At 31.7% G+C, this 26,955-nt stretch carries 22 protein-coding genes and 1 tRNA gene; 12 read left to right on the forward strand and 11 right to left on the reverse strand.

Annotation, left to right across the window (positions count from 1 at the left end):
* Positions 1 to 5 precede the first annotated feature (5 nt).
* Positions 6 to 434, reverse strand: a complete 429-nt coding sequence (locus ACH5TX_RS14945; RefSeq protein ID WP_439340293.1) for a SoxR reducing system RseC family protein — start codon at positions 432 to 434, stop codon at positions 6 to 8.
* Positions 435 to 669: 235 nt separating this feature from the next.
* Here ACH5TX_RS14945 and ACH5TX_RS14950 point away from each other — a divergent pair, with 235 nt between their 5' ends.
* Positions 670 to 999 (forward strand): 2Fe-2S iron-sulfur cluster-binding family protein, encoded by a 330-nt coding sequence (locus tag ACH5TX_RS14950; RefSeq protein ID WP_439340294.1) that lies wholly within the window; start codon positions 670 to 672, stop codon positions 997 to 999.
* Here the strand turns inward: ACH5TX_RS14950 and ACH5TX_RS14955 are convergent.
* The 4 genes from ACH5TX_RS14955 to ACH5TX_RS14970 all read right to left on the reverse strand — a co-directional run bounded on the left by ACH5TX_RS14955 (position 996) and on the right by ACH5TX_RS14970 (position 7,661).
* Positions 996 to 1,892, reverse strand: a complete 897-nt coding sequence (locus ACH5TX_RS14955; RefSeq protein WP_439340295.1) for a metallophosphoesterase family protein — start codon at positions 1,890 to 1,892, stop codon at positions 996 to 998. The genes ACH5TX_RS14950 and ACH5TX_RS14955 overlap by 4 nt on opposite strands.
* A 117-nt stretch (positions 1,893 to 2,009) precedes the next feature.
* Positions 2,010 to 5,459, reverse strand: coding sequence for a PPi-type phosphoenolpyruvate carboxykinase family protein (locus ACH5TX_RS14960; RefSeq protein WP_439340296.1), 3,450 nt, complete (start codon positions 5,457 to 5,459; stop codon positions 2,010 to 2,012).
* A gap of 208 nt (positions 5,460 to 5,667) precedes the next feature.
* Positions 5,668 to 6,846, reverse strand: coding sequence for an acyl-CoA dehydrogenase family protein (locus ACH5TX_RS14965; RefSeq protein WP_439340297.1), 1,179 nt, complete (start codon positions 6,844 to 6,846; stop codon positions 5,668 to 5,670).
* 98 nt (positions 6,847 to 6,944) lie between these two features.
* Entirely contained in the window at positions 6,945 to 7,661 is a 717-nt protein-coding gene (locus tag ACH5TX_RS14970; protein ID WP_439340298.1) for a tRNA1(Val) (adenine(37)-N6)-methyltransferase, read from the reverse strand.
* 174 nt (positions 7,662 to 7,835) lie between these two features.
* On the opposite strand from ACH5TX_RS14970, the gene ACH5TX_RS14975 reads away from it, so the two are divergent.
* Positions 7,836 to 8,261: a hypothetical protein gene (locus tag ACH5TX_RS14975; RefSeq protein ID WP_439340299.1), complete on the forward strand. Its 426-nt coding sequence runs from the start codon at positions 7,836 to 7,838 to the stop codon at positions 8,259 to 8,261.
* A gap of 4 nt (positions 8,262 to 8,265) precedes the next feature.
* Here the strand turns inward: ACH5TX_RS14975 and rimM are convergent, their stop codons facing one another.
* The 3 genes from rimM to ACH5TX_RS14990 all read right to left on the reverse strand — a co-directional run bounded on the left by rimM (position 8,266) and on the right by ACH5TX_RS14990 (position 10,651).
* Positions 8,266 to 8,793 (reverse strand): ribosome maturation factor RimM, encoded by a 528-nt coding sequence (rimM, locus tag ACH5TX_RS14980; protein WP_439340300.1) that lies wholly within the window; start codon positions 8,791 to 8,793, stop codon positions 8,266 to 8,268.
* Between the two features lie 177 nt (positions 8,794 to 8,970).
* The gene (locus tag ACH5TX_RS14985; protein ID WP_439340301.1) at positions 8,971 to 9,489 is read right to left on the reverse strand and encodes a 30S ribosomal protein S16; all 519 of its coding nucleotides are present in this window, start codon (positions 9,487 to 9,489) and stop codon (positions 8,971 to 8,973) included.
* A 94-nt stretch (positions 9,490 to 9,583) separates the two neighbouring features.
* The gene (locus ACH5TX_RS14990; RefSeq protein WP_439340302.1) at positions 9,584 to 10,651 is read right to left on the reverse strand and encodes a lactonase family protein; all 1,068 of its coding nucleotides are present in this window, start codon (positions 10,649 to 10,651) and stop codon (positions 9,584 to 9,586) included.
* Between the two features lie 167 nt (positions 10,652 to 10,818).
* On the opposite strand from ACH5TX_RS14990, the gene dnaE reads away from it, so the two are divergent.
* Together dnaE and ACH5TX_RS15000 are read left to right on the forward strand one after the other, a co-directional pair.
* Positions 10,819 to 15,207, forward strand: a complete 4,389-nt coding sequence (dnaE, locus tag ACH5TX_RS14995; RefSeq protein ID WP_439340303.1) for a DNA polymerase III subunit alpha — start codon at positions 10,819 to 10,821, stop codon at positions 15,205 to 15,207.
* 70 nt (positions 15,208 to 15,277) lie between these two features.
* A complete protein-coding gene (locus ACH5TX_RS15000) occupies positions 15,278 to 16,141 on the forward strand; it encodes a hypothetical protein (protein WP_439340304.1) in 864 nt (287 codons plus the stop codon).
* A gap of 346 nt (positions 16,142 to 16,487) precedes the next feature.
* Here the strand turns inward: ACH5TX_RS15000 and ACH5TX_RS15005 are convergent, their stop codons facing one another.
* From ACH5TX_RS15005 to ACH5TX_RS15015, 3 genes are read right to left on the reverse strand one after another with little or no spacing between them, the layout of a single operon-like run.
* Positions 16,488 to 16,652 (reverse strand): hypothetical protein, encoded by a 165-nt coding sequence (locus tag ACH5TX_RS15005; RefSeq protein WP_439340305.1) that lies wholly within the window; start codon positions 16,650 to 16,652, stop codon positions 16,488 to 16,490.
* A 17-nt stretch (positions 16,653 to 16,669) separates the two neighbouring features.
* On the reverse strand, positions 16,670 to 16,993 hold the full coding sequence (locus ACH5TX_RS15010) for an ArsR/SmtB family transcription factor (RefSeq protein WP_439340306.1): 324 nt from the start codon (positions 16,991 to 16,993) through the stop codon (positions 16,670 to 16,672).
* Positions 16,983 to 17,414, reverse strand: a complete 432-nt coding sequence (locus tag ACH5TX_RS15015) for an SRPBCC family protein (protein WP_439340307.1) — start codon at positions 17,412 to 17,414, stop codon at positions 16,983 to 16,985. Before ACH5TX_RS15015 ends, ACH5TX_RS15010 begins: the two co-directional genes overlap by 11 nt.
* 393 nt (positions 17,415 to 17,807) lie before the next feature.
* Between ACH5TX_RS15015 and trxA the strand changes: the two genes are divergently transcribed.
* The 8 genes from trxA to ACH5TX_RS15055 all read left to right on the forward strand — a co-directional run bounded on the left by trxA (position 17,808) and on the right by ACH5TX_RS15055 (position 26,801).
* Positions 17,808 to 18,125 carry a thioredoxin gene (gene trxA / locus ACH5TX_RS15020; protein WP_439340308.1) on the forward strand — a complete coding sequence of 106 codons (318 nt, stop codon included), beginning with the start codon at positions 17,808 to 17,810 and terminating at the stop codon, positions 18,123 to 18,125.
* Between the two features lie 79 nt (positions 18,126 to 18,204).
* Positions 18,205 to 18,747, forward strand: a complete 543-nt coding sequence (locus ACH5TX_RS15025) for a ClpP family protease (protein WP_439340309.1) — start codon at positions 18,205 to 18,207, stop codon at positions 18,745 to 18,747.
* A gap of 75 nt (positions 18,748 to 18,822) precedes the next feature.
* The gene (locus ACH5TX_RS15030; protein WP_439340310.1) at positions 18,823 to 21,387 is read left to right on the forward strand and encodes a M1 family aminopeptidase; all 2,565 of its coding nucleotides are present in this window, start codon (positions 18,823 to 18,825) and stop codon (positions 21,385 to 21,387) included.
* 2 nt (positions 21,388 to 21,389) lie between these two features.
* Positions 21,390 to 22,319, forward strand: a complete 930-nt coding sequence (locus ACH5TX_RS15035) for a DUF58 domain-containing protein (protein ID WP_439340311.1) — start codon at positions 21,390 to 21,392, stop codon at positions 22,317 to 22,319.
* A gap of 81 nt (positions 22,320 to 22,400) precedes the next feature.
* A tRNA-Asp gene (locus tag ACH5TX_RS15040) sits at positions 22,401 to 22,474 on the forward strand.
* A gap of 228 nt (positions 22,475 to 22,702) precedes the next feature.
* Entirely contained in the window at positions 22,703 to 23,026 is a 324-nt protein-coding gene (locus tag ACH5TX_RS15045; protein ID WP_439340312.1) for an EthD family reductase, read from the forward strand.
* A 159-nt stretch (positions 23,027 to 23,185) separates the two neighbouring features.
* Positions 23,186 to 25,225 carry an ATP-binding protein gene (locus ACH5TX_RS15050; protein ID WP_439340313.1) on the forward strand — a complete coding sequence of 680 codons (2,040 nt, stop codon included), beginning with the start codon at positions 23,186 to 23,188 and terminating at the stop codon, positions 25,223 to 25,225.
* Positions 25,215 to 26,801 carry a sensor histidine kinase gene (locus ACH5TX_RS15055; RefSeq protein WP_439340314.1) on the forward strand — a complete coding sequence of 529 codons (1,587 nt, stop codon included), beginning with the start codon at positions 25,215 to 25,217 and terminating at the stop codon, positions 26,799 to 26,801. The genes ACH5TX_RS15050 and ACH5TX_RS15055 overlap by 11 nt, the downstream gene beginning before the upstream one ends.
* Positions 26,802 to 26,955 lie beyond the last annotated feature (154 nt).

A 26,955-nucleotide genomic window follows, 5' to 3' on the forward strand; every position in this document is an offset into this window, starting at 1 on the left:
GCTAATTATATTTTTAGTATGGAAATTTTAAAGGCACTTTTTAATGTGTTTTTTAAAAAGTAGAGCGTTAAATAATAAGGGATTAATATGGCAAGTGATAACAGTCCTGCTATCCATTCTTTTAAATAAATAGAAGCAATTATTAACGTGAAAAACATTAATATAAATGGAAAAACATAAGCCCAAAACACGGCTTTAAAACCAAGTGCTTTTTTTAAAGCAACACGAACAGGTTCATTAATTTTATAACAATCATCAAGGTTTGCTATTTCAATGTTTTTAGTATTAGATTCTGAAATACCACAAGCAGCCTTAGCTCGACAAGATTCGCAATGAACGTTTTGTTCTAAGGAAACCACAATAGATTCATCTCCAATTTTAGAGACAACACCAGCGTGGGTAAATGTGTTTTTATTTGATGATTGAGAATTCATAAATACATTTCATTATTTTAAGAAATTCATATTGTAAAATTAATCTATTGACTTAGGTAATTTTATGACTTATGTTAGCTTTGATATTGAAGAATTATTAATTTTAATCTAAAAAAATATTTACAAATTGCTCCTGAGACATTGTTTTTGCTGATAATTCAATTGTCTACTAATTTAGTAGGATTAATAGTTTAATTGAAATTATTTACTTATTTTTGCCACTTAAAATTTTTGAATGTCAGATATTACAATAAAAATAACAGATAGAGATGGTGTAGCACATACGTTGCTAGCGCCAACAGATATGGCTATGAACCTTATGGAGGTTGTACGGTCTTATGAATTAGCCCCAGAAGGCACTATTGGAGTTTGTGGTGGTATGGCAATGTGTGCTTCTTGTCAATGTTACGTAACTAGTGAAACAGAGTTGCCTGAAATGGGTGATGATGAAGAAGCCATGCTTTCTGAAGCTTTTGATGTTAAAGACAATTCTCGTTTAGGTTGTCAAATACAAATGACACCAGAAATGGAAGGTCTTGAAGTAGAGCTTGCTCCTGAGAGTTAAAAGTTTTTATAGTCTAATAATTTTCTTGGGCCTTCAAGTAGTGTTTTTACAATTTGAAGTGTGCCATCATCTTTTGTGGCAATATGCCATTTTATAAGAGAAATGGTTCCGTTTTCAATTTCAATACCTGTAATACTTCGTGGATGAACACAGCTACCATCGTTAAAGAAAGCAATGTCTCCAGGTTCGGGAAACCGAGGTCGGTGAGTATGTCCAACAATGGTTAGTAAGTTGTTGTTGTCTGAAATCCATTTTTTTGTTCTACGCTCTACTTTAATAAGTTCTTTGTAGTTTTTTGCAGGACTTGTTGGGTCTGCTATTCCCATAACATTTAAGGGTTTCCAAAGAATACGTACCATAAAGCGACTCCATTTCCAGAATAAGAAATTCCACCAATCGGCTTGATGCCCATGTGTTAAAAACACTTCTTGTTTTGTTTCGGTGTGTTTTAAGATAATGCCTTCATGGTATGTAATGTCTCCAAAAAGTTCTACATCTTCACCTGTTTTCGCATCAAAATAAGTAGATAAATGTTTTTTTACATAATCTGGATTTCTGTAAACCATATCATGGTTTCCCCAAATCATATGTAATCTATCTGCTTTATGAAATAGTTTCATAAGCATATACACATTTTTATGTGCATTTAAAATAGAGCTGAATGATATGTTTTCCCATAATTCATCACCATCGCCAATTTCGCAATATTGAAATCCTTCAGCATAATAATGCTTTAATGCATGAAAATATATATTTCTATTATTGGCAAAATCGTCGGCAAAACTATTATCGCCACGGTGGCAATCGCTAAATAGTATAAATTTGCTCTGATCATCAAAGTGAATCAATTTAGCTTTTTTGTAAGCGTTATCTAATCTAGATTTTGAAGACATGAAGTAAATATAAACAAAAAAATGCTTCTCAATTTGAGAAGCATTTTAAAAATTATATTAATTATTTTAAACAATACCGCTTTCGAAAGAATCTAGCGGTTTTTTTAATACGTAGCCTTATTTTTTAAATAAAGGATCTACTCCAATTGTACCAACTAAGCGGTTTAAATAATCTGGAGATTTCGCATTGTTGTATAATTTGTTAGTAGCATCTAAACGCTTATTAATGTTCATCTCTTCTACTAAAACATCATTGTGAGGATCTTCTATAAATGATTTTAAATAGTCTACTTGAGAACCATAATATTCAATATCCTTTTGTTGTTTTAATGCTAGTCTTTCTTTGTACCAATCTGTACTTATTATGTAGCTTCTGTCAAAATACTTTCGTAACTCTGGGTCACTAATGTCTTTGCCTTCGTAATTTCCATAAGCCATAATATTCAATAGAATTTTTAATGGTGGAATAGCTGCCTCAATACTTCCGTCTTCAAAATAGTTTAATGCAACTTTTTGTTGTGCTTCGGTAATGTTTTTAATACCATCAACAAAATCTTCTAAATTTTGTAATTCTGGTTTTAGCATACGCTCATTAAATACAGCTGTAGGTTCATCAAACAGTCTATTTAAACATAATAAAGAGAATGTTTTTGTAATTCTGTATCCTAAACGGCTAGCTAATATTTTCTCACCATTATGTTCAAAATCTTCAATTTTTTCTAAAGATCCGTTTGCAATTAAATTTTGAGGATCTCTGTCTTCTGGTGCCATTCTAGCCCAAATTTCTGGAATTAATAAACTGACATCATGGTCTATTTTGTTTTCTGCACCAACATATCCAGCTGCTGTACTAAATCCATTAGACTCTGTTAAGATATGCGATAATAAAGCATTATTTAAATCTGTTGTAGGCGTAAGCATGTTAAACGGAGCCTTAGTTAATGCACCCTCTGATCCTGCTCCTGTAGTTGATGGCGATTTACCTGTTAAACTACAAATAAAATCCATAAATAACTCAGGAGTTTCCTGGTAATGAATTGGGTTGTATACAGCTAATGGTCTAATACCAGCTTCGCGGTCTGCAGGGTTGTTTCTTCTACCAGGTAAAACCGCGTTTACAACATGAATTACAGGGTCTTCAGGCTTAATTTTTCTTTTTAAACGTACCCCAATATCAGAAATGTATGTAGCTTCGGTTTCGTTATAGACTTGATTTGGTTCTAAATAACGTGGATTTTTAGTTGGTTCTCCATCTACAATTCTTGGGTGAGATGGTAATACAAATTGTATGTCTTCATCTTCACTATTTATAATTTCCTTTATAAAGTCTTGAACTGGTTGTGTGTATTTATCATAATTAATGGTGTCTTCGTAAATTTCTATGGCATCTTTTTTAGTTAACTTTTCATAGTTTGTTAAGAATCTACCATCAGAAATAATATCTAATTCTGCACCTTTATCATAACCTCTTACAATAGCTTCATCTGGTCTTTGGAATAGATGCGCCTCACAGTTTGTTAGTACTTTTACACTTTTATTAGGATACTCTATGTTTAAATTTTTAAACTTCTCTCTTGGAAGTGTTATTGACGCTGTAATATCATCTTCGGTTTGAATTTTTTCACATGCTGAAAAATCTGAACGTAATTTATTCAACATCCAATTCCCTTCTTGATTAAATCCTATTCTAACATAACTACCAACTACAGGTGTGTGATTGTAAATTAATGAAGTGCCTTTTACACCGTTTATAATTTCAACAGTCATCATGTCTTTCCAATTAAGATTGGCACCATGAGCTTGTCTAAACAAACGTTTTACAAATAACACTAAAGAGCGCACATGTACAGGGATGTTTTTTAACCACTCGTTAAACTCATCTGAGTTTTCTTCAGAAGGTGTTAATAATTTTACAACAGATCCTAAAGTTCTTTTCTCGCTTAAGAATGATCTTGATTTTGGTCTGTTAGAGTTTTTATCTTTCCATCTTGTTGAATAGTTAAATTCAATAATTTCATCAGCTTTCTTAAAATCTTCTTCTATATCATGAATGTTAAATCTGCTATAAGTAATAGCATTTTGCATAGATTTAGAAATCTCCGATTTACCTCCACCAGAAACTGTACATGGTTTGTGGCAAAACACTCCTTCTGGATACGTTTCTATAATACGCCATAAATTGATAGATTCATGCTTTTCAAGTCTAAGTTTATTTCCTGATGGATGAACGTAAGTTTTAAAAGGAGATAATTTTAAACTTTGTTCTTTACCTTCATAGTTCCAGCTAATACTGTTGGTGTTTGTATTGAAATAAGACGATTCAGGAATATAAACTACATTCGGGTAATTTTTGTCTACGGCGTAGTTTTCAGGTTTAACTTCAATTCTGTCTGCTAATAAGGTTTTAACATTTTCAAAAGTATGATCTAGTCCGTAATATTTAAAATAATCATTACAGTTTACGGTATCTCCCATAACACGTCTAGCATAAGCTATGGCACCACCAGCATGTTCTTCTTCAACTAAACCAAAAAGGTTTGCAGAATAACTTATTTGAGTCTTTATTTCTTTTTTTGAATATCCATAGTAGTTGTCGGCAATTAAAGTAACCACAACACCTCTATCATCTCTACAAGTAATTTTGAAAGCGCCACCGTCGTTATAAAGTTCGTTTTCATCTTTCCAGCACATACCATCTTTTTTCTGACGCTCTGTGGCATCATCAAAATGAGGTAAACCAACATCTTTCTTTTTAAGTTTTAATAATTGTGGCGCAAGAATAATACATCCTGTATGTCCTGTCCAGTGTTCTGGATCTAGTGCAGCATCATTATGTGCTAAATTAGGGTTTCCTGCATTACCAAAAATGTTTTCAACAAAGTCTAAATTACTTACTAAAGTACCAGGAGCAAAGAATCGAACTTCTAAAGATTTTTCAGAAAGAACTCCTTTTACTTCAGGACACACAACGGGTCTTAAAAGCATAGAAACCATAGTTTTGGCTTTCTCTTCTTGATTTGAAGTAAATGGTAAGGTATTTAAATCATCAGAAGGTTTGAATGCAGCATTTAAAAAGTGTGCTAAAACCACTCTAGGTACTTCTTTTTTGTCTAATGGAACCGGAAGTGGGCCTTCAACAATATGAAAGGTTCCTTTGGTGGTTCTTTTATCGTGTAAGGGATTGTTTAAAATACCTTGTTTTAGTCTTTTAGAGTTTACTAAATCACTTTCAAATGAATTCCCGTCTGGTGGTAAACTAGCTTCTCTTGCTTGCCCCTTTTTGGATAGTATTAAAGTGTTATTTGGAATTACAAACGATTTATCGACAGTTACATCTTTTAAATAATCGTTTATAAATTTTTGAATTCGTGAATCAGCAGGACAATGATGGCTTGCTAAAAGTCTTGATTTCTCACGTATACTTCTTATTAAGCCTTTTGAAAGCGCTTCAAATTTTGGGTCACAAAATTTTTCATCATTTTTATCACTGTCTTTGTAAATAGGTTGCCCTAAAGAAGCTAATTGTAAATTTATAAATTGAACAATGTCTTTTCTTGATTCTTTCATAGTCTTTAAAAGGTTAAATAATTTAATGTCAGCGACAAATTTAAGTCATGAATTATTTTAAAAACCTGTCGAAAGTCAGTTATTTAATAAATTTTAGTTGTTAAGGTTCTTTGTGTGTGATATTAATCATACAAAAAATAAGTTGGGTGTTTGGTATTAGTTATGTAAGTCTAATACCAGTAAGTATTAATTTATAATAAAAAGAAAATTATTTAAAAGCGTTTAATCCAGTAATATCAAGACCCGTAATTAACAAGTGAATATCATGTGTGCCTTCATAAGTAATAACGCTTTCTAAATTCATAGAGTGACGCATAATACTATATTCGCCTGTAATTCCCATGCCACCTAGCATTTGTCTAGCTTCTCTAGCAATATTTATTGCCATATCTACATTATTACGTTTAGCCATAGATATTTGAGCAGAAGTTGCTTTTCCGTTATTACGTAAAACACCTAAACGCCAAGTTAAAAGTTGAGCTTTGGTAATTTCTGTAATCATTTCTGCTAATTTTTTTTGCTGTAGTTGAAATTGGCCAATAGGTTTTCCAAATTGCAAACGTTCTTTGCTATAACGTAAAGCGGTGTCATAACAATCCATGGCTGCACCAATAGCGCCCCAAGCAATACCATAGCGTGCAGAATCTAAACAACCAAGTGGTGCTCCTAATCCAGATTTGTTAGGTAATAAGTTTTCTTTAGGTACTTTAACATTATCAAAAATAAGCTCGCCAGTAGCGCTTGCGCGTAAAGACCATTTATTATGTGTTTCAGGGGTAGTAAAGCCTTCCATCCCGCGTTCTACTATCAACCCATGAATACGTCCAGTTTCATTTTTAGCCCAAACCACTGCAATTTGAGCAAAAGGTGCATTACTAATCCACATTTTAGCGCCATTTAATAAATAATGGTCGCCCATATCTTTAAAATTAGTAACCATTCCACTTGGGTTACTACCATGATCTGGCTCGGTTAAACCAAAACACCCCATCCATTCGCCACTAGCTAATTTTGGTAAATACTTTTGACGTTGGGCTTCATTGCCATATTTCCAAATAGGATACATAACTAAACTAGACTGTACTGAAGCTGTACTACGAATACCAGAATCGCCTCGTTCTATTTCTTGCATAATTAAACCATAAGAAATTTGATCTAAGCCTGCACCACCATATTCCATGGGAATGTATGGCCCAAATGCTCCAATTTCAGCCAAACCATTTATAATTTGTTTGGGGAATTCAGCTTTTTGAGCATACTCTTCTATAATTGGAGACACTTCACGTTTTACCCATTCGCGAGCAGCATCACGAACTAATTTATGCTCATCGGTTAATAATTCGTCAAGATTATAATAATCTGGTGCTTCAAATAAATCTGGTTTCATCTAGATTAAATTAAAAGGTTTTAATGGGATAATCCTTTGTGTTTTTAACAAAAATATCGCTATATCCTCTCAAATTTAATTAATATTTACCGATTTAGTTACATTTTTAAATAAAAATCTTTGGTAAGGTTAATGTAGTCTTCAGTATATTGATGACGTTCTGTTTCAACAATTAACTCATTAATATTTATATCGCTTTCGCGGAAAGAGAATTCCAAAAGACTTCGTTTGATTTCTGAATTTGGATTTCCTTTAATATGGAGTGTTTTATTAAGTAAAAGATTATGTTTTGAAGCTAATTCAATAAAGGAAATTTCTTCTTTAAAAGGAATGATTACCGAGAAAACACCATCTTCAGATAATAGTTTTGAAACACTCTCAATTAAGTGTTCGAAAGGCATGGCATCGTTAAATCTGGCTAAATCACGTTGTGTGTTTTCTGTTTTAAAATCTTCAGAATAAAATGGCGGATTTGAAATAATAAGATCGTATTTGTCTTCAATTTCTGCTGTAAATTCTTCTAAAGAAGCATGATAACCAAAAAGGCGATCTCCCCAAGGCGACTGTTCAAAATTATCAACACATTGTTCGTAAGTGTTATCATCAATTTCAATAGCATCAATAAGTTCTGCATCACATCTTTGAGCAAGCATTAAAGCTAAAATACCTGTGCCTGCACCAATATCTAAAATAGAAAAAGGGTTGTGTTTTATAGATGACCATGCGCCAAGTAATACTCCATCTGTACCAACTTTCATAGCACATTGGTCTTGGTTTATTTCGAATTTTTTGAACAGAAAAGGTTTTTTAGACATGATTTTTTTGTAAATTACGCAATAGTAAAAATAAAATGTTAAAACTGAATAAATTATGTTAAATAATATACTAAAGACATCCAATTTAGGTTGTGTTTAACGTATATTAAGCGTCTAATTATAAAATACTGAATAGTTTTGGGGATAAAACAATATGATAAAATTTTAATGAAGTTGAATGATTTATTTTTAATGAATCAACAAGTCGGAAAAATATTTTCAAAAATGCAAGGTGATGTTCCAGATGTTAATTTAAAAACTTTTTTTAAAGAAAAAGAGCTTGAGAGAAAACGTTTTTGTGAGATGTTACAAAATGAATCAAAAAAACTTGAAACCAAGGTAGATAACTCTATAATGTTACAAAGACGAAATCATTTAACAGAGTTGAGTATTAAAAAATCATTGCGTTACGAAAAGAGTAGTAATTTATTAAGACAAGTTAATAACCTTATGCAGTTTAGTATAATGAAATATAATGACTTGCTTATGGAAATGAATTTGTCTTTACCGCTTTGTAAGCTCTTAGTTAAACAACGAGATTGTATTCAATCTTCATTGTTTTTAGTAAAAAGAGAAGCAGACGCTATGGGTTTTGCTTAAAAATTTATTCTAAGTATAAGTCAATTAACCCTTCTGGAGTGTTTACTAAAACGGTTTTGTTAGCTCTATCTACCTTAACTATAAATTCATCATTTATTGGGATTAAGATTTCTATACCATCTCGATCTATTTCAAAAAGAGCTTGTGCTGTAGAGTCGTTAATAGCTTTTATAATACCTACTTTTCCAAAATTTACGTCTTCAATTAAAAAATTAATAACTTCATGAAAGTAAAATTTGTTACCTTCTAATTTAGGAAGTAAGTCTAGTGGTAAGTATAAACCACTTTTCATAATTGCATCAGCATCGGCTTCTTCGTCTACATCTTCAAATTTTATACGAAGTAATTCCGATTTGTGTAATTGAGAACTTTCAACAAAAAAAGGCACAAGATTATTTCTTAATTGTAAAAAAATAGCATCTAAGTTTTCGTAAAGTTCTGGCTGGTCGGTATCTAGTTTCGCTAAAACCTCACCTTTAAAACTGTATTTTTTTACAATTTTACCTAAGTAGAAACAATCTTCTTTTTTCATTGAAAATGATATTTTTTTATTCTGAACTTGTTTCAGAATCTTTAAAAGTATTAATAATTATGAGATTCCGATTTTCATCGGAATTTGTTCAATAATGTATTTTGAAAATCAAAATACTATTTCACAAAAAAACTCCGATATAAATACCGGAGTTTAAAAGTATAAAAAAATATTTTTTTATTCTTCTTCTTTTGATGCTTCTGCTTCAACTTCAGGAGCAGCTTCTTCAGCTACTTCTTCTTCTACTACAGGAGTAGCGGCAGCAATTCTTGCTTCATTTACTGCTTTTTCGGCAGCTAATGCTTCAGCTTTCGCTTTTGCTTCAGCTTCAGATAAACCATCAGCTTTTGCTTGTACTTTACCTTCTTTTTCTTCTAACCAAGCTTTGAATTTTTCTTCAGCTTGCTCTTCAGTTAAAGCGCCTTTTCTAACACCACCTGCAAGGTGATTTTTTAGTAAAGCACCTTTGTAAGATAAAAGTGTTTTTGCAGTATCTGTTGGTTGTGCACCATTTTGCAACCATGTTACAGCGCCATCAACGTTTAATTCAACAGTTGCTGGGTTTGTGTTTGGATTGTAGATACCTAATTTTTCTAAGTACTTACCATCTCTTTTTGAACGTGCATCAGCTGCAACGATCCAGTAAAAAGGTTTCCCTTTTTTACCATGTCTTTGTAATCTAATCTTTACTGGCATAATAATTAATTATTTGAGGTTCTCGACCTCGGTTATTAATGAGGGCGCAAAGATACTATATTTTTTTAATTACCAAGACTTTATTTGCCTGTTTTTAAAACAATAAGCATACAGGTCTTGGTACTTTTACGTCATTTAAAAAAGAAAGTTTTCCGGTAGATGCATTAATTCTAAAAACAGAAATATTATGACTCTTTTTATTAGCTACCAATAAAAATTTTCCTGAAGGGTCTAATGTAAAGTTTCTTGGCCAATCTCCATGAATTGGTACTGTTTGAATTTTTTCAATAGTGCCATCAAGTTTGTTTCTTTTAAAAACTACTATGGAATTTTCGCCTCTATTCGAACCATATAAATAAAGTTCATTCCTAGATAAATGAATATCTGCACAAGAATTATATCCTTCATAGGCTTCATCTAATGTAGAGTCGTAATCAATCTGTTTAAAACCTGTTTCAGTTCTTTTTACAGAAGTAACAGAACTACCGTACTCATTTATGATATAGATGTATTGACCGTTTTTTGTTATTGTAAAATGTCTAGGGCCTGGGTTTTCTACCATTTCTACCACTGTAGGTAATGTTAGTTTGTATGTATTGTCTTTAAGTTTATATTGGTATAGTGCATTTATTCCTAAATCGGCTATGTATAATTCATTCCTGAAAAATTGCGCAGAGTGAGCATGTGATACTTTGTCGTCTGTGTTGTAATTAAAAATTTGAGTAGCATCATTTAATTTTCCATCTCTTGCAATACTATAAATAGAAGCACTGCCACCACTGTAATTTGATACAACAGCTTTATTTCCTTGTTTGTTTATTGAAATATGGCAAGGGCCTTTCCCGTTACTACTCACCTTATTTAAAAATTTTAAATGTCCGTTTTCTCTAATTTTAAATGATGAAACAGAACCTCCCAAACTTTCGCTTACCCCATATATGAATTTTTTATTTCTTGAATATGTTATAAATGAAGGGTTTTGTGTAGAAACTGCTAATTGCAAATTGCTAAGCTCTCCAGTATTTTGATTGAAATCTAGTTTGTAAATACCTTCACTATAACCATCAGTGTAAGTGCCAACATATAATGGTGTGTTTTGAGCGTTAGCATTGCAATAATGAAGACTAATAATAATTCCTAAAACAACTAATTTGAATTTCATAATATGTAATATAGATTCGTCTAAAGTAAAATAATTATATTAAAGGACACTTTCTCTGTTTAAAACTGTTTATAACTTATGTGTTGATATGTCAATTTTGATATGTATTTTTATACGCTTCGTTATTGTTCTAAACGAGAAAATATATCAACAAATAAACAGACTGAATGTACTTAATTTTCGATACTGAAACTACCGGATTACCAAAGCGTTGGGATGCACCAATTACCGATACCGATAATTGGCCTCGTTGTATTCAAATTGCATGGCAATTGCATGACGAGATGGGGAATTGTATTGAAAGTCAGGATTATTTGGTAAAACCAGAAGGTTTTAATATTCCGTATGATGCTGAGAAAATTCATGGTATTTCTACCGAATTGGCGGATGAACAAGGTATTCCGTTAGCAGATGTTTTAGAAAAGTTTAATGAAGCTTTAGGAAAAACAAAGTTTGTAGTTGGGCAAAATGTTAAGTTCGACCTTAATATTATGGGGGCTGAGTTTGTACGTGGCGCTGTTGAAAATCCTTTGCAAGAATTACCAGTTTTAGATACTTGTACAGAGCATACAGCAAGTTTATGTGAAATTCCTGGAGGACGTTACGGTAAATTTAAATTACCAACATTATCAGAGTTGCATGAACATTTATTTAACGTAGGTTTTGCAGAAGCGCATAATGCCACTGCCGATGTAGAAGCAACAACACGTTGTTTTTTCGAATTGGTGCGTTTGGGTGAGTATACTAAAGAGCAGTTGGATGTTGAACCTGATTATTTTGAAAATTTTAACAAGGCTAATCCAGATACCATTCAACTTATAGGGTTAAAGCATATTAATCTTAAACGTGAAAGTGCTAAAATTCTTGAGCGAATAAAAAAAGCTGAAGGAAGTGAGATTTCTTCTGAAGAAATAAAGCAAAACATGTCGGGGTTAGCCGATGTAGATTTTGTGCATCTTCATAATCACTCTCAGTTTTCAGTGTTACAATCTACTATGGGAGTTGCCGATATTGTTTCGGCTGCAGCCGAATATAATATGGAAGCGGTAGCACTAACCGATCATGCTAACATGATGGGAGCTTTTCACTTTGTAAATGCAGTAAATAGACACAATAAAGGTGTTAAAGCAAAAATTACAGAAGCAGAAGAAACTGGGGCAGAGGTTAAGGTGAAAGAAATGAAACCAATTATTGGTTGCGAGTTTTTTGTTTGCGAAAATCATTTAGATAAATCTAGAAAAGATAACGGCTATCAAATTGTATTGTTGGCTAAAAACAAAAATGGCTATCATAATTTAGCAAAGTTATCGTCGCATGCCTTTGTAAATGGATTTTATTATTTACCTAGAATTGATAAAAAATTAATTGAAGAATATAAAGAAGATTTAATTGTATTAACAGGAAATTTATATGGTGAAGTACCAAGTAAAATCCTGAATATTGGTGAAAATCAAGCGGAAGAAGCACTCATTTGGTGGAAAGAACAGTTTGGAGACGATTTGTATGTAGAATTGATGCGCCACAATCAAGAAGATGAAAATCGTGTAAATCCAACCTTAATATCATTGGCAAGAAAACATGATGTTAAGTTGGTTGCTACCAATAATACCTATTATAAAAAACAAGAAGATGCCAACGCGCATGATATTTTATTATGTGTAAAAGATGGTGAAAAACAAGCAACGCCTATAGGTCGTGGTCGTGGTTATCGATATGGAATGCCAAATCAGGAGTATTATTTTAAATCTTCTGATGACATGAAACAATTGTTTAAAGATATTCCTGAAGCTATTTCTAATGTACAAGAGGTTGTTGATAAAGTTGAAGCATATCAATTAGCACGTGATGTATTATTACCAGCATTTGATATTCCAGATGAATTTAAACATGAAGAGGATTTAGCAGATGGAGGAAAACGAGGTGAAAATGCCTTTTTAAAGCATTTAACTTTTGAAGGAGCTAAAAAACGATATGGTGAGGAATTATCTGAAGAAGTTGTTGAACGTCTCGATTTTGAGTTAAACGTTATTGAAAAAACAGGCTATCCTGGGTATTTCTTAATTGTAGAAGATTTTATTCGTGAAGCTCGAAACATGGATGTGTCGGTAGGTCCAGGACGTGGATCGGCAGCAGGGTCGGTGGTTGCTTATTGTCTTTGGATAACCAATATCGATCCACTTAAGTACGATTTGCTTTTTGAGCGTTTCTTAAATCCAGATCGTGTGAGTATGCCCGATATTGATATCGATTTTGATGATGAAGGTCGAAGTCGTGTTATGGATTATGTAATTGAAAAATATGGAAGCAACCAAGTAGCACAAATTATTACTTATGGTACTATGGCGGCAAAGTCGTCTATTAGAGATACCGCGCGTGTATTAGATTTACCATTATTTGACGCAGATAGGATTGCGAAGTTAATTCCAACCATGTCTAAACTTGGCAAGATTTTCGGTTTAAGCGAAAAAGATTTGGCGAGTAAATTTCGTGCTGAAGATTTAGAAAAGGTTAATGAACTTTTAAATATATCTGATGGAAATGATTTGCAAGCAGAAACAGTAAACCTTGCTAGAACTTTAGAAGGTTCGGTAAGAAATACTGGAATTCATGCCTGCGGCGTTATTATTACACCAGACGATATTACAAAGTTCGTTCCGGTTTCTGTTGCTAAAGATTCCGATTTATATGTTACCCAATTTGATAACTCCGTTGTAGAAGATGCGGGTTTATTAAAAATGGATTTCTTAGGATTAAAAACGCTAACTTTAATTAAGGATACTGTTAAAATAGTTAAGGCAAAACATGATATTTTACTCGATCCAGATACATTCCCGTTAGATGATGAAGAAACCTATGCGTTATTCCAACGAGGTGAAACAGTAGGTGTATTCCAATACGAATCTCCTGGGATGCAAAAACACTTGCGCGATTTAAAGCCAACGGTGTTTGAAGATTTAATTGCCATGAATGCCTTGTATCGTCCAGGACCAATGGAGTATATTCCTAGTTTCGTTCGTCGTAAGCATGGCGATGAGGAAATTGAGTACGATTTACCAGCCATGGAAGAGTACCTAAAAGAAACCTATGGTATTACGGTCTATCAAGAGCAAGTGATGTTGCTGTCTCAAAGTCTTGCAGGATTTACAAAAGGTGAAGCCGATGTATTGCGTAAGGCAATGGGGAAAAAGCAAATTGCGGTTCTAGATAAAATGAAGCCTAAGTTTATTGAGCAAGCTAGTGCTAATGGACATGATGCAAAAGTTTTAGAAAAAGTATGGAAAGACTGGGAAGCCTTTGCGAGTTATGCATTTAATAAATCGCACTCTACTTGTTATGCGTGGATTGCTTATCAAACGGCTTATTTAAAAGCGCATTATCCTGCAGAATATATGGCTGCGGTATTGTCTAATAATATGAACGATATTAAGCAGGTTACATTCTTTATGGATGAGTGTAAGCGTATGAAATTGCCAGTTCTAGGACCCGATGTTAATGAAAGTTATTATAAGTTTTCGGTAAACAAAGACAATGCGGTTCGCTTTGGTATGGGAGCTATTAAAGGTGTAGGACATGGTGCGGTTATGACTATTGTAGATAATAGAAAAGAAGACGGTAATTATAAATCTATTTTCGATATCGCAAAGCGTATCGATTTACGTGCAGCCAATAAGAAAGCTTTTGAAAATCTTGCTTTAGCAGGTGGTTTCGATTGTTTTGAAGGCACACATAGGGCACAGTATTTTCATAGAGAAGGCGATGGTATGACCTTTTTAGAAATGGCCATTAAATATGCGCAACGTCATAAAGAAAATGAAAATTCGGCTCAAGTAAGTTTGTTTGGAGAAGCTAGTGATGTGCAAATAGCAGAACCAGAAGTGCCACCATGTGAAGAATGGGGCACTATGGAGAAGTTAGCAAAAGAACGCGAGGTTGTAGGTGTTTATATTTCGGGGCATCCATTAGATGATTTTAAAACAGAGATGAAAACTTTTTGCAATGCCACACTTGCAATGTTTAATGATGTAGCACCCTATGTAAACCGTGAGCTAGTTTTTGGTGGCGTGGTAACCGATGTGCAACATCGTGTAAGTAAACAAGGAAAAGGTTGGGCCTTATTTACTGTTGAAGATTATACCGATAGCCATGAGTTTAGAATTTTTGGTGAAGAGTATTTAAAGTTTAGACATTTTTTAATGCATAATAATTTTGTGTATGTTAAAACATTTATTCGAGATGGTTGGGTAAATAAAGACACAGGAAAAAAGAGTGATCCGCGTATGCAGTTTAATAATTTTCAATTATTACATGATGTGATGGAGCATTATGCTAAAAAATTGTCTATACAAGTTGATATTAAAGATTTAGATAAGCAAAAAATAATAGCTCTAAAGGAATTAATTAGCATGCATCCTGGAAACCAAATGCTTAATTTTTTAGTGTACGATACTAAAGAAAAAATAAAATTAAGCATGCCAAGTAGGAAACAAAAGGTTAAAGTATCTCAAGAATTGATAAAAGAATTAGAAGAACAAAACGTAGTTTATAAATTAAATTAACAATTAGGGTAGGAGTTTTTATGGTTTACTTGTTTTATTAATAAATGAGTTAAATTAAAAATTCCCAATTATGAAAAGACTTAAATTGTTATTAGTGTTAGTGGCTTTAGGATTTATTGCCTGTGATAATGAAAATGTGCCATCAGATGAGCTTTCTGCATCATTAAGTGTAGATTCTGAAATTATTATTGAAGAAGCCGAAAGTGTTTTAGACGATATTTCTATCTATTCTGATAGTTCTTTTGAAATTGAATCAACTTCAAAATCATCAAGTTCTTCAAAAGAAACAACAGGTAAAGATAAACGAGGAAGATCTGGGTTTTTTAAAAACTGTGCAGATATTACTATTGAAGAAGTAGATGATACAGTTACAACAACTATTACATTTACTGACGCATGTGAAGATTATAATGGAAACATTATATCTGGAACGATTGTTAAGGTAAAAACAAAATCGGATACGAGTAAAGAAAGAACAATTACCATTCAAGATTTATCTATTAATGGTTATGTTGTTAATGGAACTAAAACCTATTCTTATGTGACTAGTAATGCTAATGGAAATCCAGAATTAGTAAGTGCTATTGATTTAACAATTGAAACAGATGAAGGAACCATTTCTAAAGTAGGAACTAGAACTATTGAAATTACTGCAGGTGGAGATACGGATACTTGTTATGATGACGAGAAAACAATTACTGGTTCGTCTACTTTTACAAATAAAAACGGTGTTACTGTAAATGTAGAAATTACAACACCATTAGTAAAGCCTGCAGGCTGTAAATATATTGCTTCTGGAATAAAAGAATATACAACAGAAGCTGGTACTGCAACTGTTGATTTTGGAGATGGAACTTGTGATAAAGTTGCAACAAAAACTGCTGTTGATGGTACAGTTACTGAAATAAAAATAGGTAAAAAGAGACATCGTTAATAACGGTTTTGCCCTAAATGTAAAAAAAGAGCTGTCAAAATACTGACAGCTCTTTTTTGTTTTTAATTATAATGTTTTATTTTTATTAAGCAATATCACTTAAACTTTCAAGGTGTTTTTTCAGACTTTCAGAAATAAACATATCCCATGTTTTAGAACATACTTCATAGCAATCAATTTTTGGATTTAATCCTGTTTGTTGAAAGTTGATTGTTGTTGCTTTATTATTTTTATCAATGGTCCAATGTAGGGTATGACCAATCCATTCTTTATTAAAATCAGGCTCTCCATCAACACATTTCCATATTAATTCTTTGTTTGGAGTATGTTCGATAATTTTAAAAGTTCACCAGTATCCATTTTCGAATGTAATAGTAAATTGACCACCTTTTTTATATGCTGTATTACTTGTTTTTCCCCACCAGATATTAAGTCCTTCATTTAAGGCTTGAAATACTTTTTCTGAATTAACAGAAACTGTTATTTGTTTTGAGTAGTTGTTGTCTTTCATATGTTTGTTGAAAAAATTTAGGCTTTGTTGTCTAAATAATTTCCTAAATTATTTAGTTTATCGTCCCAGAATTGTTCGTAGAATTTCAACCACTTATTTACTTCTTTAAGTTTTTTTGGATTAGCATTGCAAAAACGCTCGCGACCTTGTGAGTCTATATTGACTAACCCTGCTTCTTCAAGCGTTTTTATATGTTTGGTAATACCTTGTCTGCTAATATCAAACTGACTAGATATTTGTGTGATTGATAGGGCTGAGGTTGCAATAACTAAGGCGTGAAAAATATCACGTCTTGTTGGGTCTGCAATGGCTTTAAATAATTTGGTTATTTTATCCTGCATTAACCGTTTCTTTTAAATAACCTGTTAAACCAGAAATGCAATTGTCCCATCCGCCATTAAAGCTTTCAAACATAGCTATGGCAGTTTCGCCTTCATAATTTGAAATTCCTGAATGTTCTAGAGTTAGTTTTGTGCCTTCTTCTGTTGATTCTAATTCCCATTTAACAGTGGTTTCTGTTTTCATTTCGGCAACTACCCAAGTGTAAATTAATACATATGGCGTTGCGTTTTTTACTTCGCCATTAATAATGGTACAACCTTTTTCGTTTGGAGGTGAAGTGAACGTGTACTTATATCCTTTTTCGGCTTTAAAATCGGCTGGGATAAACCAAGTTGAGATTTCTTCTGCTTTTGAAATAGCATCCCAAATTTTGTTTATTGGATGATTAAATAAAACTTCTTTTTTAATAACGTCTTTCATAATTATTCGATTTTTGATTAATACGCAACTTAACGGTTGCTAAATTAAAGCAAATAATTTCCATATGCAACTTTTTGGTTGCTCAACTAAAATGCTTTTATGAAGACGTCTTTTGCGCAAAGGATAGAAGCGGCATCCTTTTTGTGAAGCGTATAAAATTAGCCAGTTAATTAATTATGCCCTAATATATATTGATGAGATCTCGAAACAAGTTCGAGACTGCTTCACAGAAAGATATAGCGGATAGCCTGTTTTATGCGCCCAAATACTGAAAATAAGTTGAAACAATATAACTATAGGCAAAACAAATTGCTTGGGTGTAAGCTTTAAAGTTTTTTTTGACTAATTTTGTGTTGTTAAAATGAATTAAGAACATATTAAAACATAAATATTATGGCATTAGAAATTACAGATGCGACGTTTGAAGAAACAGTACTAAAGAGTGATAAACCTGTATTAGTTGACTTTTGGGCAGCTTGGTGTGGACCATGTAGAATGGTTGGACCAATTATTGAACAAATTGGTGAAGAATACGATGGTAAAGCTGTTGTTGGTAAAGTTGATGTAGATGCAAATCAAGAATTTGCTGCTAAATATGGTGTGCGTAACATTCCTACTGTTTTAGTTTTTCAAAACGGAGAGGTTGTTGGTAGACAAGTTGGTGTAGCACCTAAGAACGCATATACAGATGCTATTGACGGACTTTTATAAAAGTTAAATAAAAAGAAAATTAAAAAGGTTTGCCATAATGGTAAACCTTTTTTTATTTTAGATAAAAATTAAATAAAAAATGAGTGATAAAATAAAAGTACAAGATGCTATTGATAGCAAATTATTAGAGCAGCGTAAAGTTTTTTTATGGGGACAAGTAGATGATAAATCGGCAAAACATGTGATTGATAGATTGATGTATTTAGATACTTTGAATAATTTTGATATTCAATTATACATTAATAGTCCTGGAGGTTATGTAACGTCTGGTTTTGCTATTTACGATTGTATAAAATCATTAAACAGTCAAGTATCTACCATTTGTACAGGTTTTGCAGCATCTATGGGGTCTCTTATTTTATCTGCTGGCGAAAAAGGTAAACGTTTTATACAGCCACATGCACGTGTTATGATTCATCAACCTAGTGGTGGAGCTCGCGGGCAAGCAAGTGATATTGAGATTACTGCTAAAGAAATTGTTATTACTAAAGAGTTAAGTGCGCAAATATTAGCCGATAACTGCGGACAAACTTTTGATAAGATAATGAAAGATTTTAATCGCGACCATTGGATGGGAGCTCAAGAATCGGTGTCTTACGGTATTGTTGATGGTATTTTATAGAATATTTTGAAAGTAAATATATAAAGGCATGGTTTTTACTATGCCTTTTAATTTTTTATAACGATTAGTTTTAAAATGAAGCATGTTTTAATAGTATTATTCGGTTTGTTTTTTATGGTGTCTTGCCATACAAAACAAAAACAAAGCACTTTGTTAAGTCCAGGTATCTCTTTAGAGTTAGCTGAATATAGAAAACAGCAAGTCTCTAATGTTGTTTATAATTTATCATTTAAAATACCCGAAGTAAAAACGGAACGTATTAGTTCTCAATTAGATTTAAATTTAGAAATCTCTAATTTAGAGCAACCTTTGTATTTAGATTTTAATGAAGATGGTTCTCATATTAAAAACGTTTTGGTTAATGAAGAGCAAATTACTGTTAGCCATCAGCAAGAACATTTTATTATAAATCCTGAATATTTAAAATTAGGATCGAATAAAATAAATATTGAATTTGATGCAGGCGAATTATCACTTAATAGAAATGACGCTTATTTATATACTTTATTAGTTCCAGATAGAGCAAGTACTTTGTTTCCGTGTTTCGACCAGCCTAATATAAAAGCAAACTATGTGCTAGATATTACTGCGCCAAAAGACTGGAAAGTACTTTGTGGATCTCATTTAGATTTTAAAGAGGATAAGGGAGATTTTGTTAGATATAAGTTTAACAAATCTGATGTTATGAGTACCTATTTGTTTTCGTTTGTAGCAGGTGTATTTAATGAAGCAGATAAGCAATTGGGGAATTTAAATATGCGTATGCTTTATCGTGAAAATGATAAAGAAAAAATAGAAGCAAGTACTAGCGAAATTTTTAAACTTCATAACGAGTCTGTTTTGTTTTTAGAAGATTATACAGAGTATGAATTCCCGTTTCAAAAATTAGATTTTGCTGCTATTCCTGGGTTTCAGTATGGTGGTATGGAGCATGTTGGTGCAATACAATACCGCCAATCGTCTTTGTTTTTAGATAATAATGCAACACAAAATCAGGAATTAAATCGTTGTCATTTAATAGCTCATGAAACGGCTCACATGTGGTTTGGCGATTTAGTAACCATGAATTGGTTTGATGATGTTTGGTTAAAAGAGGTTTTTGCAAATTTTTTAGCCGATAAAGTAACTCGTAAATCGTTTCCCGATGTAAATCATAGTTTAAACTTTATGAGTGAGCATTACGCAAGTGCTTATAGTGAAGATAGAACAAAAGGCACTACACCAATAAAACAGCCGTTAGATAATTTAAAAAATGCAGGCACACTTTACGGACGCATTATATATAATAAAGCTCCAATAATGATGCGCCAATTAGAAGCATTAGTAGGAGCAGAGCCTTTTAGAAAAGGGATGCGTAATTATATTAAAGCCTATGCTTATGGTAATGCTGATTGGAATGATTTAGTAACACTATTAGATGCAGAAACTAACGAAGATTTAAAAAAATGGAGTAATGTATGGGTGAATGAAACAGGTCGACCTATAATTTCAGATAGTATTATTTATAAAGACAATACAATTGAACATTTTGAGATTTCACAAAAAGCGGAAGATGGAAGCGATCATATTTGGCCTCAAGTTTTTAAAATAGGCTTGGTTTATAAAGATAGCGTAAAAGTGATTCCTATTAAGTTAAATAAACAAACACAGGTTTTAAACGCTGTTGTTGGTTTGCCAAAACCACAATCGGTTATTTATAATTATGATGCTTTTGGGTATGGCGTATTTCCTATTGATAATTTAAATATTGATGCCATTCCAAATATAAAAGACGATTTAGCCAGAGGTTATAGTTATATTAATTTATATGAAAACGTACTTTCGGCCAAAGTTGAGCCTCAAAAAGCTTTAAATGTTTTAATAAAAGGTATAGCTTCAGAAAAAGAAGAACTTATTTTAAATATTATTTTAGGAAAGACTAATACTCTTTTTTGGGATTTTCTTTCAGCAGAACAACGTGAAATTATTGGTAAAGACTTAGAATCTTTATTGAATAAAAAATTACGAAATAATAATTTTTCATCTAGCTATAAAAAAACACTTTTTAGTTTATTTAAAAGTATTGCGTGTTCTAAAAATGGCAAAGACGCCTTATATCGTATTTGGAATAAATCAGAAACCATAAAAGGTTTGTATTTAAATGAAAACGATTATACTGGTTTAGCGGCTACTTTAGCTTTATATAGCCATCCTAAGGCAGATAGTATTCTGCAAAGTGCTTTAGAAAGTATATCGAACCCTGATAGAAAAAAACGTTTTGAATTTTTATTGCCGTCATTATCTAATGATGAAAGCATAAGAGACAAATTTATGTTATCTTTAGCTAAAGCAGAAAATAGAGAAAAAGAAAGTTGGGTGGGTGCTGCATTGTATAATATAAACCATCCGTTACGTCAAGAATCGTCGCAAAAACATTTAAAAATGTGTTTAGATTTGGTTGAAGAAATACAATTAACGGGCGATATATTTTTTCCTAAATCATGGCTTAATGCTACTATAGGTAATTATACATCTGATTATGCTTATAATACCTTGGAACAGTTTTTAAACGAAAACCCAAATTTCCCAAAAGTGCTAAAAAATAAACTTTTGCAAGCATCAGATGGTGTTTATAGAGCAAAACTTATAAGAGAAAAATAGTAATGAATTTACAAAACGAACTTAATAAAGCAGAAGGGTTTAAAAACTTAGGATTACTTGCTAAGCAAGTAGTAGAAGGGTTTATTTCGGGCATGCATAAAAGTCCGTTTCATGGATTTTCAGCAGAATTTGCTGAGCATAAAATATACAACCAAGGAGAAAGTACCCGCCATATAGATTGGAAGTTGTTTGCAAAAACAGATAAGCTTTATACTAAGCGTTATGACGATGAGACTAATTTACGCTGTCATCTAATTATAGACAACAGTAGTTCAATGCATTATCCAGAAATGGATAACTTTTCTATAAATAGTTTAAATAAAATTGGGTTTTCGGCATTAGCGGCAGCTGCACTCATGCAAATTTTAAAAAAACAACGCGATGCGGTTGGTTTAAGTATTTATAGCGATGATTATGATTATTACGCGCCTGAAAAAGGAAGCGAAAGGCATCATCAAATGCTTTTAAACCATTTAAGTGAGGCTGTGGTATCAAAACCAGTAAAAAAGCAAACAGAGACTTATAAATACTTACATGAGATAGCAGAGAAAGTACATAGACGCTCTATGATTTTTTTGTTTACCGATATGTTTCAAACTTCAGAAGATGAAACGAGGTTGTTTGAAGCGCTACGCCATTTAAAATATAATAAGCATGAAGTTATTTTATTTCATGTGTTTGATAAAGAAAAAGAACAAAATTTCGACTTTGATAATAAACCCAAGCGTTTTGTTGATGTTGAAACAGGAGCGTTTATTAATTTGTATGCCGATAGTATAAAGGAAAATTATAGTGAAACCGTAAATAATTATTTTACAGCCTTACGTTTAAAATGCGCACAGTATAAAATTAAATATGTAGAAGCCGATATAAATAAAAATTTCGATAACATCCTGACTACCTATATGGTAGAGCGACAAAAATTTATTTGATAAAAAAAAGATAAAAAAAACTCTAAAAAAGGTTTGTGGAATTAAAAAAGGCGTGTATATTTGCAACCGCAATAAAGCAACGGTCTGGTAGTTCAGTTGGTTAGAATGTCGCCCTGTCACGGCGAAGGTCGCGGGTTCGAGTCCCGTCCAGACCGCTAAAAATTGCAAAAGAAAGCTCTAAGAAATTAGGGCTTTTTTTGGCAATAAAAAGAAGTTGTGTTGTTCCCGAAGTCATTCGGGAAAGTAGTTTACCAAAGTAAATTTGGTATACCAATGAGAAGCTTTCCTTTTTTCTTTATAGAAAATTGGGATGCTTTTTTGTTTTAGAGCCGTTTTATTATTTTATCCCTAACTTACTAAGCATAATTTAAAACCAACCAATTATGAAAAAAGGAGCAATTAAAGTAAGTGTGTTATATCCTAATGAAACAGGGAAAACATTTGATATGGATTATTATTGCAATAAGCATGTGCCAATGGTAGCAGGTTTGTTAGGAGATGCAGTTATAGGTGCTACAGTAGAAAGTGGTTTAGGGGGTGGAGCTCCTAATGAAGCCGCAACATATATAGCTATGGGGAATTTGTATTTTGAAACAATTGAAGCTTTTGAAACTTCTTTCGGTCCAAATACAGAGCAAATTATGGGAGATTTACCTAATTACACTACTATAGAACCAGTAATTCAAATTAGTGAGGTAATGATTTAATTGCTTTTAAGCATAAAAAATAAACTTAAAATTAAAAGCATCCTTTTTTTCTTTATAACGAAAAAGGATGCTTTTTTTATTTCTAGTCATTATTTCAAAATGACTTATATCATGTTTTTTCTAGTAAAAAATTACAAACTTGTTTAAAATTTTTTCAAAATGAAAAAGCTAAGGTTTCAAACGCGTATATATATTGGTTTAGGTGTTTTATTATTTGTTACCATTTTATTAAGTGCCATTTCTTTTGTTGAATTGAACGATGTTAACAAACGAATTAAGGTTATTTATGACCACCCTTTGTTAGTAAGTAATAGTATAAATGAAATTAGATTCAACGTCGTTTCAACAAAATATGATATACATACTTTAGTAGATTCAAAAAACGGATCGGATGCGTCTTTAAAGTTGCTTAAGCAAATAAGGTCTTCAGATAGCATAAATAATATACATTTTAATATCGTTAAAGATCGTTATTTAGGAAAAAAAGAAGACTTTAATAATGTATATTATGCTTATAGTGATGTTTTAACTTCTATAAATGAAATAATACGGCTTAATAATTTAGGTCAGAAATCAGAAGCAAGATTATTGCTTGAGAATGAAGGCTATCATAAATGCATTTTTTTATTTGAAAAATTAAATGTTCTGTCAATTTATGCTTCAAATAAAGCAAAAAATATATATACACAAACTGTAAAAGATGTAAAATTCAATAAAAGTATTTTTCTGGCTTTTACGCTTATTTTAGTGTTTTTAGGTTTTATGGTGGCATTTTTTATTTCAAAAAGCATTACCCAGCCTATAAATGTTTTTTTACAGCAATTAAGAGCATTGTATTGGAAAGAAAAAGATATAGCTAAAGAAGATGTTTTAAAAACAAGTGAGCAGGAGTTGTTGTCAAATGTTGTAGAAGAACTAAAAACCACCTATTCTAAATTAAACAAATTTAATTCAGAATTAGAAGAAAAAGTAGAATATCGTACTAGAGAACTGCAACAAAACAAAATAGCTTTAATTAATACTAATAAACAGTTAGTAATAGAAAAAGAAAAAGCAGAAAATAGCGAACAATTAAAATCGGCTTTTCTTGCCAATATGTCTCATGAAATTAGAACACCTATGAACACCATTTTAGGGTTCTCTAATCTGCTCAAAGAAGATAATTTAGAAAAAAAAGAAAAGCAACAGTTTATTGGGTTGATTCAAGATTCTGGAAAACGACTTTTATCTATTATCTCAGATGTTGTAGACATTTCTAAAATAAATTCTAATCAGTTAAAAATATGTATAGATACTTGTAACTTAAATGAGGTAATAGATAGTTTATATTATCAGTTTTCTTTACACCCTAAAGCTAAAAGAGTATCTATTAAAACAAAAAAAGATTTATCGGATAATGAATGTTTCATTAAAACAGATAAAAATAGACTTATGCAAATTTTGTCTAATCTTTTAGAAAATGCTTTAAAATTTACGACCGAAGGAACCATTAAATTTGGTTATTGTATAGAGGATGACTTTATACAATTTTTTGTTAAAGACACAGGAGTTGGTATAGATGAGAAGTATAGAGAATTTGTTTTTGATAGATTTAGCCAAATAGTAAATGGAAAATCTAACGAAGAAGGAAATGGTTTAGGTTTAAGTATAGCAAAAGGACTTGTTGAGTTATTAGGAGGCGAAATATGGATTGATTCTAATACTGAAAAAGGTAGTAAATTTATGTTTAAACTTCCATTTAAGCGTGTAAATAAATATGAAACGAATAAGTCTTATATAAATGAAAATATAGAGGTTTCAAAAATTGATGAAAAGAACATATTAATTGTTGAAGATGAGAATTCAAACTTTATTTATTTAAGAGAAGTTCTTAAAAAGTTTAATGTTAAAATATTTAGGGCCTACAATGGTTTAGAGGCAGTAGAATTATTAACTAATAATTCAAACATAGATTTCGTATTTATGGATGTTAAAATGCCTGTAATGGATGGCTATCAGGCTACTACTGAAATAAGGAAGTTTAATTTTGTTATACCAATTATCACATTAACAGCTTATGCATTATCAGAAGATGATACTAAAGCAATGCAAGCTGGTTGTAATGAATATATTGCTAAACCAGTATCTAAAGAAATAATAGAAGACTTGTTATTTAAATATTTGAAGATTAAAAGTAAAACAGTAAATCATGGATGCTAAAGAAAAAACAATGGAAGCGCTTTTAGCCGAGATTGAGTTTCTTAAGGAAAAAGCAGTCCGGTCGGAAAAACTTAACGAATCAATTGTTGAAACGGCTACCGATGCTATAATAACTGTTGATAACAATGGTTGTATTTTATCTTGGAATCCATCGGCAGAAAGGATTTTTGGATATCATTCGAGTGAAATATTGGGCGAAAGTATTTTTGAAGTATTGGTAAGTAAGAACCAAATAAAAAAAGAAAGTTTAAATAGGCTTTTAAATACGGCTTTAAAAAGGAAGATAGGGCAAACCATGGAGTTTTTGGCAAAAAGAAAAGGTGGCGAAGAACTTACGACAGAATTTTCTATATCAAAATGGAAATCGGGAGATAGTAATTATTATACAGGTGTTTTTAGAGATATAACAGAGCGTAAGAGAAAAGATTTTTTATTACAGAAGTTAAACTTAGCAATGAAAAACTCTAAAGATATTGTGTTAATGACAGACCCTCAAGGTTTTATAACCTATGTAAATCCTCAGTTTACCAAAACGTATGGCTATGAGGCTTATGAAGTTGTTGGCAAATGTACACCTAGGGTGCTTAAAGGAACAGAAGATAAAGAGCGTTTCGAATTGTTATGGCGAACATTATTAAGTAAAAAAAGCTTTAAAATGTCTCATTATCTAAACAAGAAACGAAATGGAGAATTAATAGATTTAGAAAGTAGTATCGATCCAATTTTAGATGAAAAAAATGAGATTATAGGTTTTTTAGGTATTCAACATGATATTACAAAACGTATAAAATATATTAATAAACTAGAAGAGGCTTTAGATAAAGCGAAAGAATCTGATAGAATTAAATCAGAGTTTTTAGCAACCATGTCTCATGAATTAAGAACGCCTCTTAATTCTATTATTGGGCTTTCTAGTTTAATAGATAGAGATACATCAATAGACGAAATTCTTGAATACAATCAAATAATTAATAATAGCGGCGAACATTTACTTAAATTAATAGAAGATCTTTTTGATATTTCTCTAATAGAATCAGGCAAGGCTAAGGTTTTTAAAAAGGAGATAGATTTAATAGTTTTTCTTAGTGAAATTGATGAATTAATGAAAAGACATCAAGAAAAATCAGGGAAGAATCATATTTCTTTCAATTTAAAAATACCACCAAATTGTAAAAGGTTAATTATTAATACAGATACTCTTAAATTAAAACATATTTTGGTAAACTTATTAAAAAATGCTTTTAAGTTTTCAGAAAAAGGAGATGTTAATTATGGGTTTCAACTATGTGATAAACAAAATAAACCCAATATCAAGTTTTTTGTTTCCGATACAGGAATAGGAATAGATAAAGATCATCAAGACTTAATTTTTAAAGGTTTTACTCAAGTTAATGGCGCTTATAATAGAGATTATGAAGGTATGGGTGTTGGTCTTACCATTGCAAAAAAATTAGTGCATCTTTTAGAGGGTAAAATTTGGGTAGATTCTACATTAGGTAAGGGAAGTACGTTCTTTTTTGCGTTTCCTATAGATGCAATTGAAAGTAGTATTGTGGAAGATGATTGCGACGCATAGAATAGTTTTTATTTAAAATCCCAAGCATAAAAACATCGATTAAATGCGTATTTTTAAGATTAAAACATGTTTTTGTTGTGTGAAATGACTTTTGTCATGTTTTTTAACCAAGTCTTATTTTATTTTTAGGAATACTAGTTCCTAAATCTTATTG

Origin of the sequence: Thalassobellus citreus (genome assembly GCF_044385915.1) — a bacterium.
In the GTDB taxonomy this organism is placed as follows: Bacteria; Bacteroidota; Bacteroidia; order Flavobacteriales; family Flavobacteriaceae; genus Thalassobellus; species Thalassobellus citreus.

What these genes read in the sequence shown, in the direction of transcription:
- ACH5TX_RS15010 (WP_439340306.1), bottom strand. Translation starts at nt 16,993, where the DNA reads ATGCAGGATAAAATAACCAAATTATTTAAAGCCATTGCAGACCCAACA.
- ACH5TX_RS14960 (WP_439340296.1), bottom strand. Translation starts at nt 5,459, where the DNA reads ATGAAAGAATCAAGAAAAGACATTGTTCAATTTATAAATTTACAATTA.
- ACH5TX_RS15030 (WP_439340310.1), top strand. Translation starts at nt 18,823, where the DNA reads ATGAAGCATGTTTTAATAGTATTATTCGGTTTGTTTTTTATGGTGTCT.
- ACH5TX_RS14945 (WP_439340293.1), bottom strand. Translation starts at nt 434, where the DNA reads ATGAATTCTCAATCATCAAATAAAAACACATTTACCCACGCTGGTGTT.
- ACH5TX_RS14970 (WP_439340298.1), bottom strand. Translation starts at nt 7,661, where the DNA reads ATGTCTAAAAAACCTTTTCTGTTCAAAAAATTCGAAATAAACCAAGAC.
- trxA (WP_439340308.1), top strand. Translation starts at nt 17,808, where the DNA reads ATGGCATTAGAAATTACAGATGCGACGTTTGAAGAAACAGTACTAAAG.
- ACH5TX_RS14965 (WP_439340297.1), bottom strand. Translation starts at nt 6,846, where the DNA reads ATGAAACCAGATTTATTTGAAGCACCAGATTATTATAATCTTGACGAA.
- ACH5TX_RS15000 (WP_439340304.1), top strand. Translation starts at nt 15,278, where the DNA reads ATGAAAAGACTTAAATTGTTATTAGTGTTAGTGGCTTTAGGATTTATT.
- ACH5TX_RS15025 (WP_439340309.1), top strand. Translation starts at nt 18,205, where the DNA reads ATGAGTGATAAAATAAAAGTACAAGATGCTATTGATAGCAAATTATTA.
- ACH5TX_RS14950 (WP_439340294.1), top strand. Translation starts at nt 670, where the DNA reads ATGTCAGATATTACAATAAAAATAACAGATAGAGATGGTGTAGCACAT.
- ACH5TX_RS15015 (WP_439340307.1), bottom strand. Translation starts at nt 17,414, where the DNA reads ATGAAAGACGTTATTAAAAAAGAAGTTTTATTTAATCATCCAATAAAC.
- ACH5TX_RS15005 (WP_439340305.1), bottom strand. Translation starts at nt 16,652, where the DNA reads ATGAAAGACAACAACTACTCAAAACAAATAACAGTTTCTGTTAATTCA.
- ACH5TX_RS15055 (WP_439340314.1), top strand. Translation starts at nt 25,215, where the DNA reads ATGGATGCTAAAGAAAAAACAATGGAAGCGCTTTTAGCCGAGATTGAG.
- ACH5TX_RS15035 (WP_439340311.1), top strand. Translation starts at nt 21,390, where the DNA reads ATGAATTTACAAAACGAACTTAATAAAGCAGAAGGGTTTAAAAACTTA.
- ACH5TX_RS15050 (WP_439340313.1), top strand. Translation starts at nt 23,186, where the DNA reads ATGAAAAAGCTAAGGTTTCAAACGCGTATATATATTGGTTTAGGTGTT.
- ACH5TX_RS14985 (WP_439340301.1), bottom strand. Translation starts at nt 9,489, where the DNA reads ATGCCAGTAAAGATTAGATTACAAAGACATGGTAAAAAAGGGAAACCT.
- ACH5TX_RS14990 (WP_439340302.1), bottom strand. Translation starts at nt 10,651, where the DNA reads ATGAAATTCAAATTAGTTGTTTTAGGAATTATTATTAGTCTTCATTAT.
- ACH5TX_RS15045 (WP_439340312.1), top strand. Translation starts at nt 22,703, where the DNA reads ATGAAAAAAGGAGCAATTAAAGTAAGTGTGTTATATCCTAATGAAACA.
- dnaE (WP_439340303.1), top strand. Translation starts at nt 10,819, where the DNA reads ATGTACTTAATTTTCGATACTGAAACTACCGGATTACCAAAGCGTTGG.
- rimM (WP_439340300.1), bottom strand. Translation starts at nt 8,793, where the DNA reads ATGAAAAAAGAAGATTGTTTCTACTTAGGTAAAATTGTAAAAAAATAC.
- ACH5TX_RS14955 (WP_439340295.1), bottom strand. Translation starts at nt 1,892, where the DNA reads ATGTCTTCAAAATCTAGATTAGATAACGCTTACAAAAAAGCTAAATTG.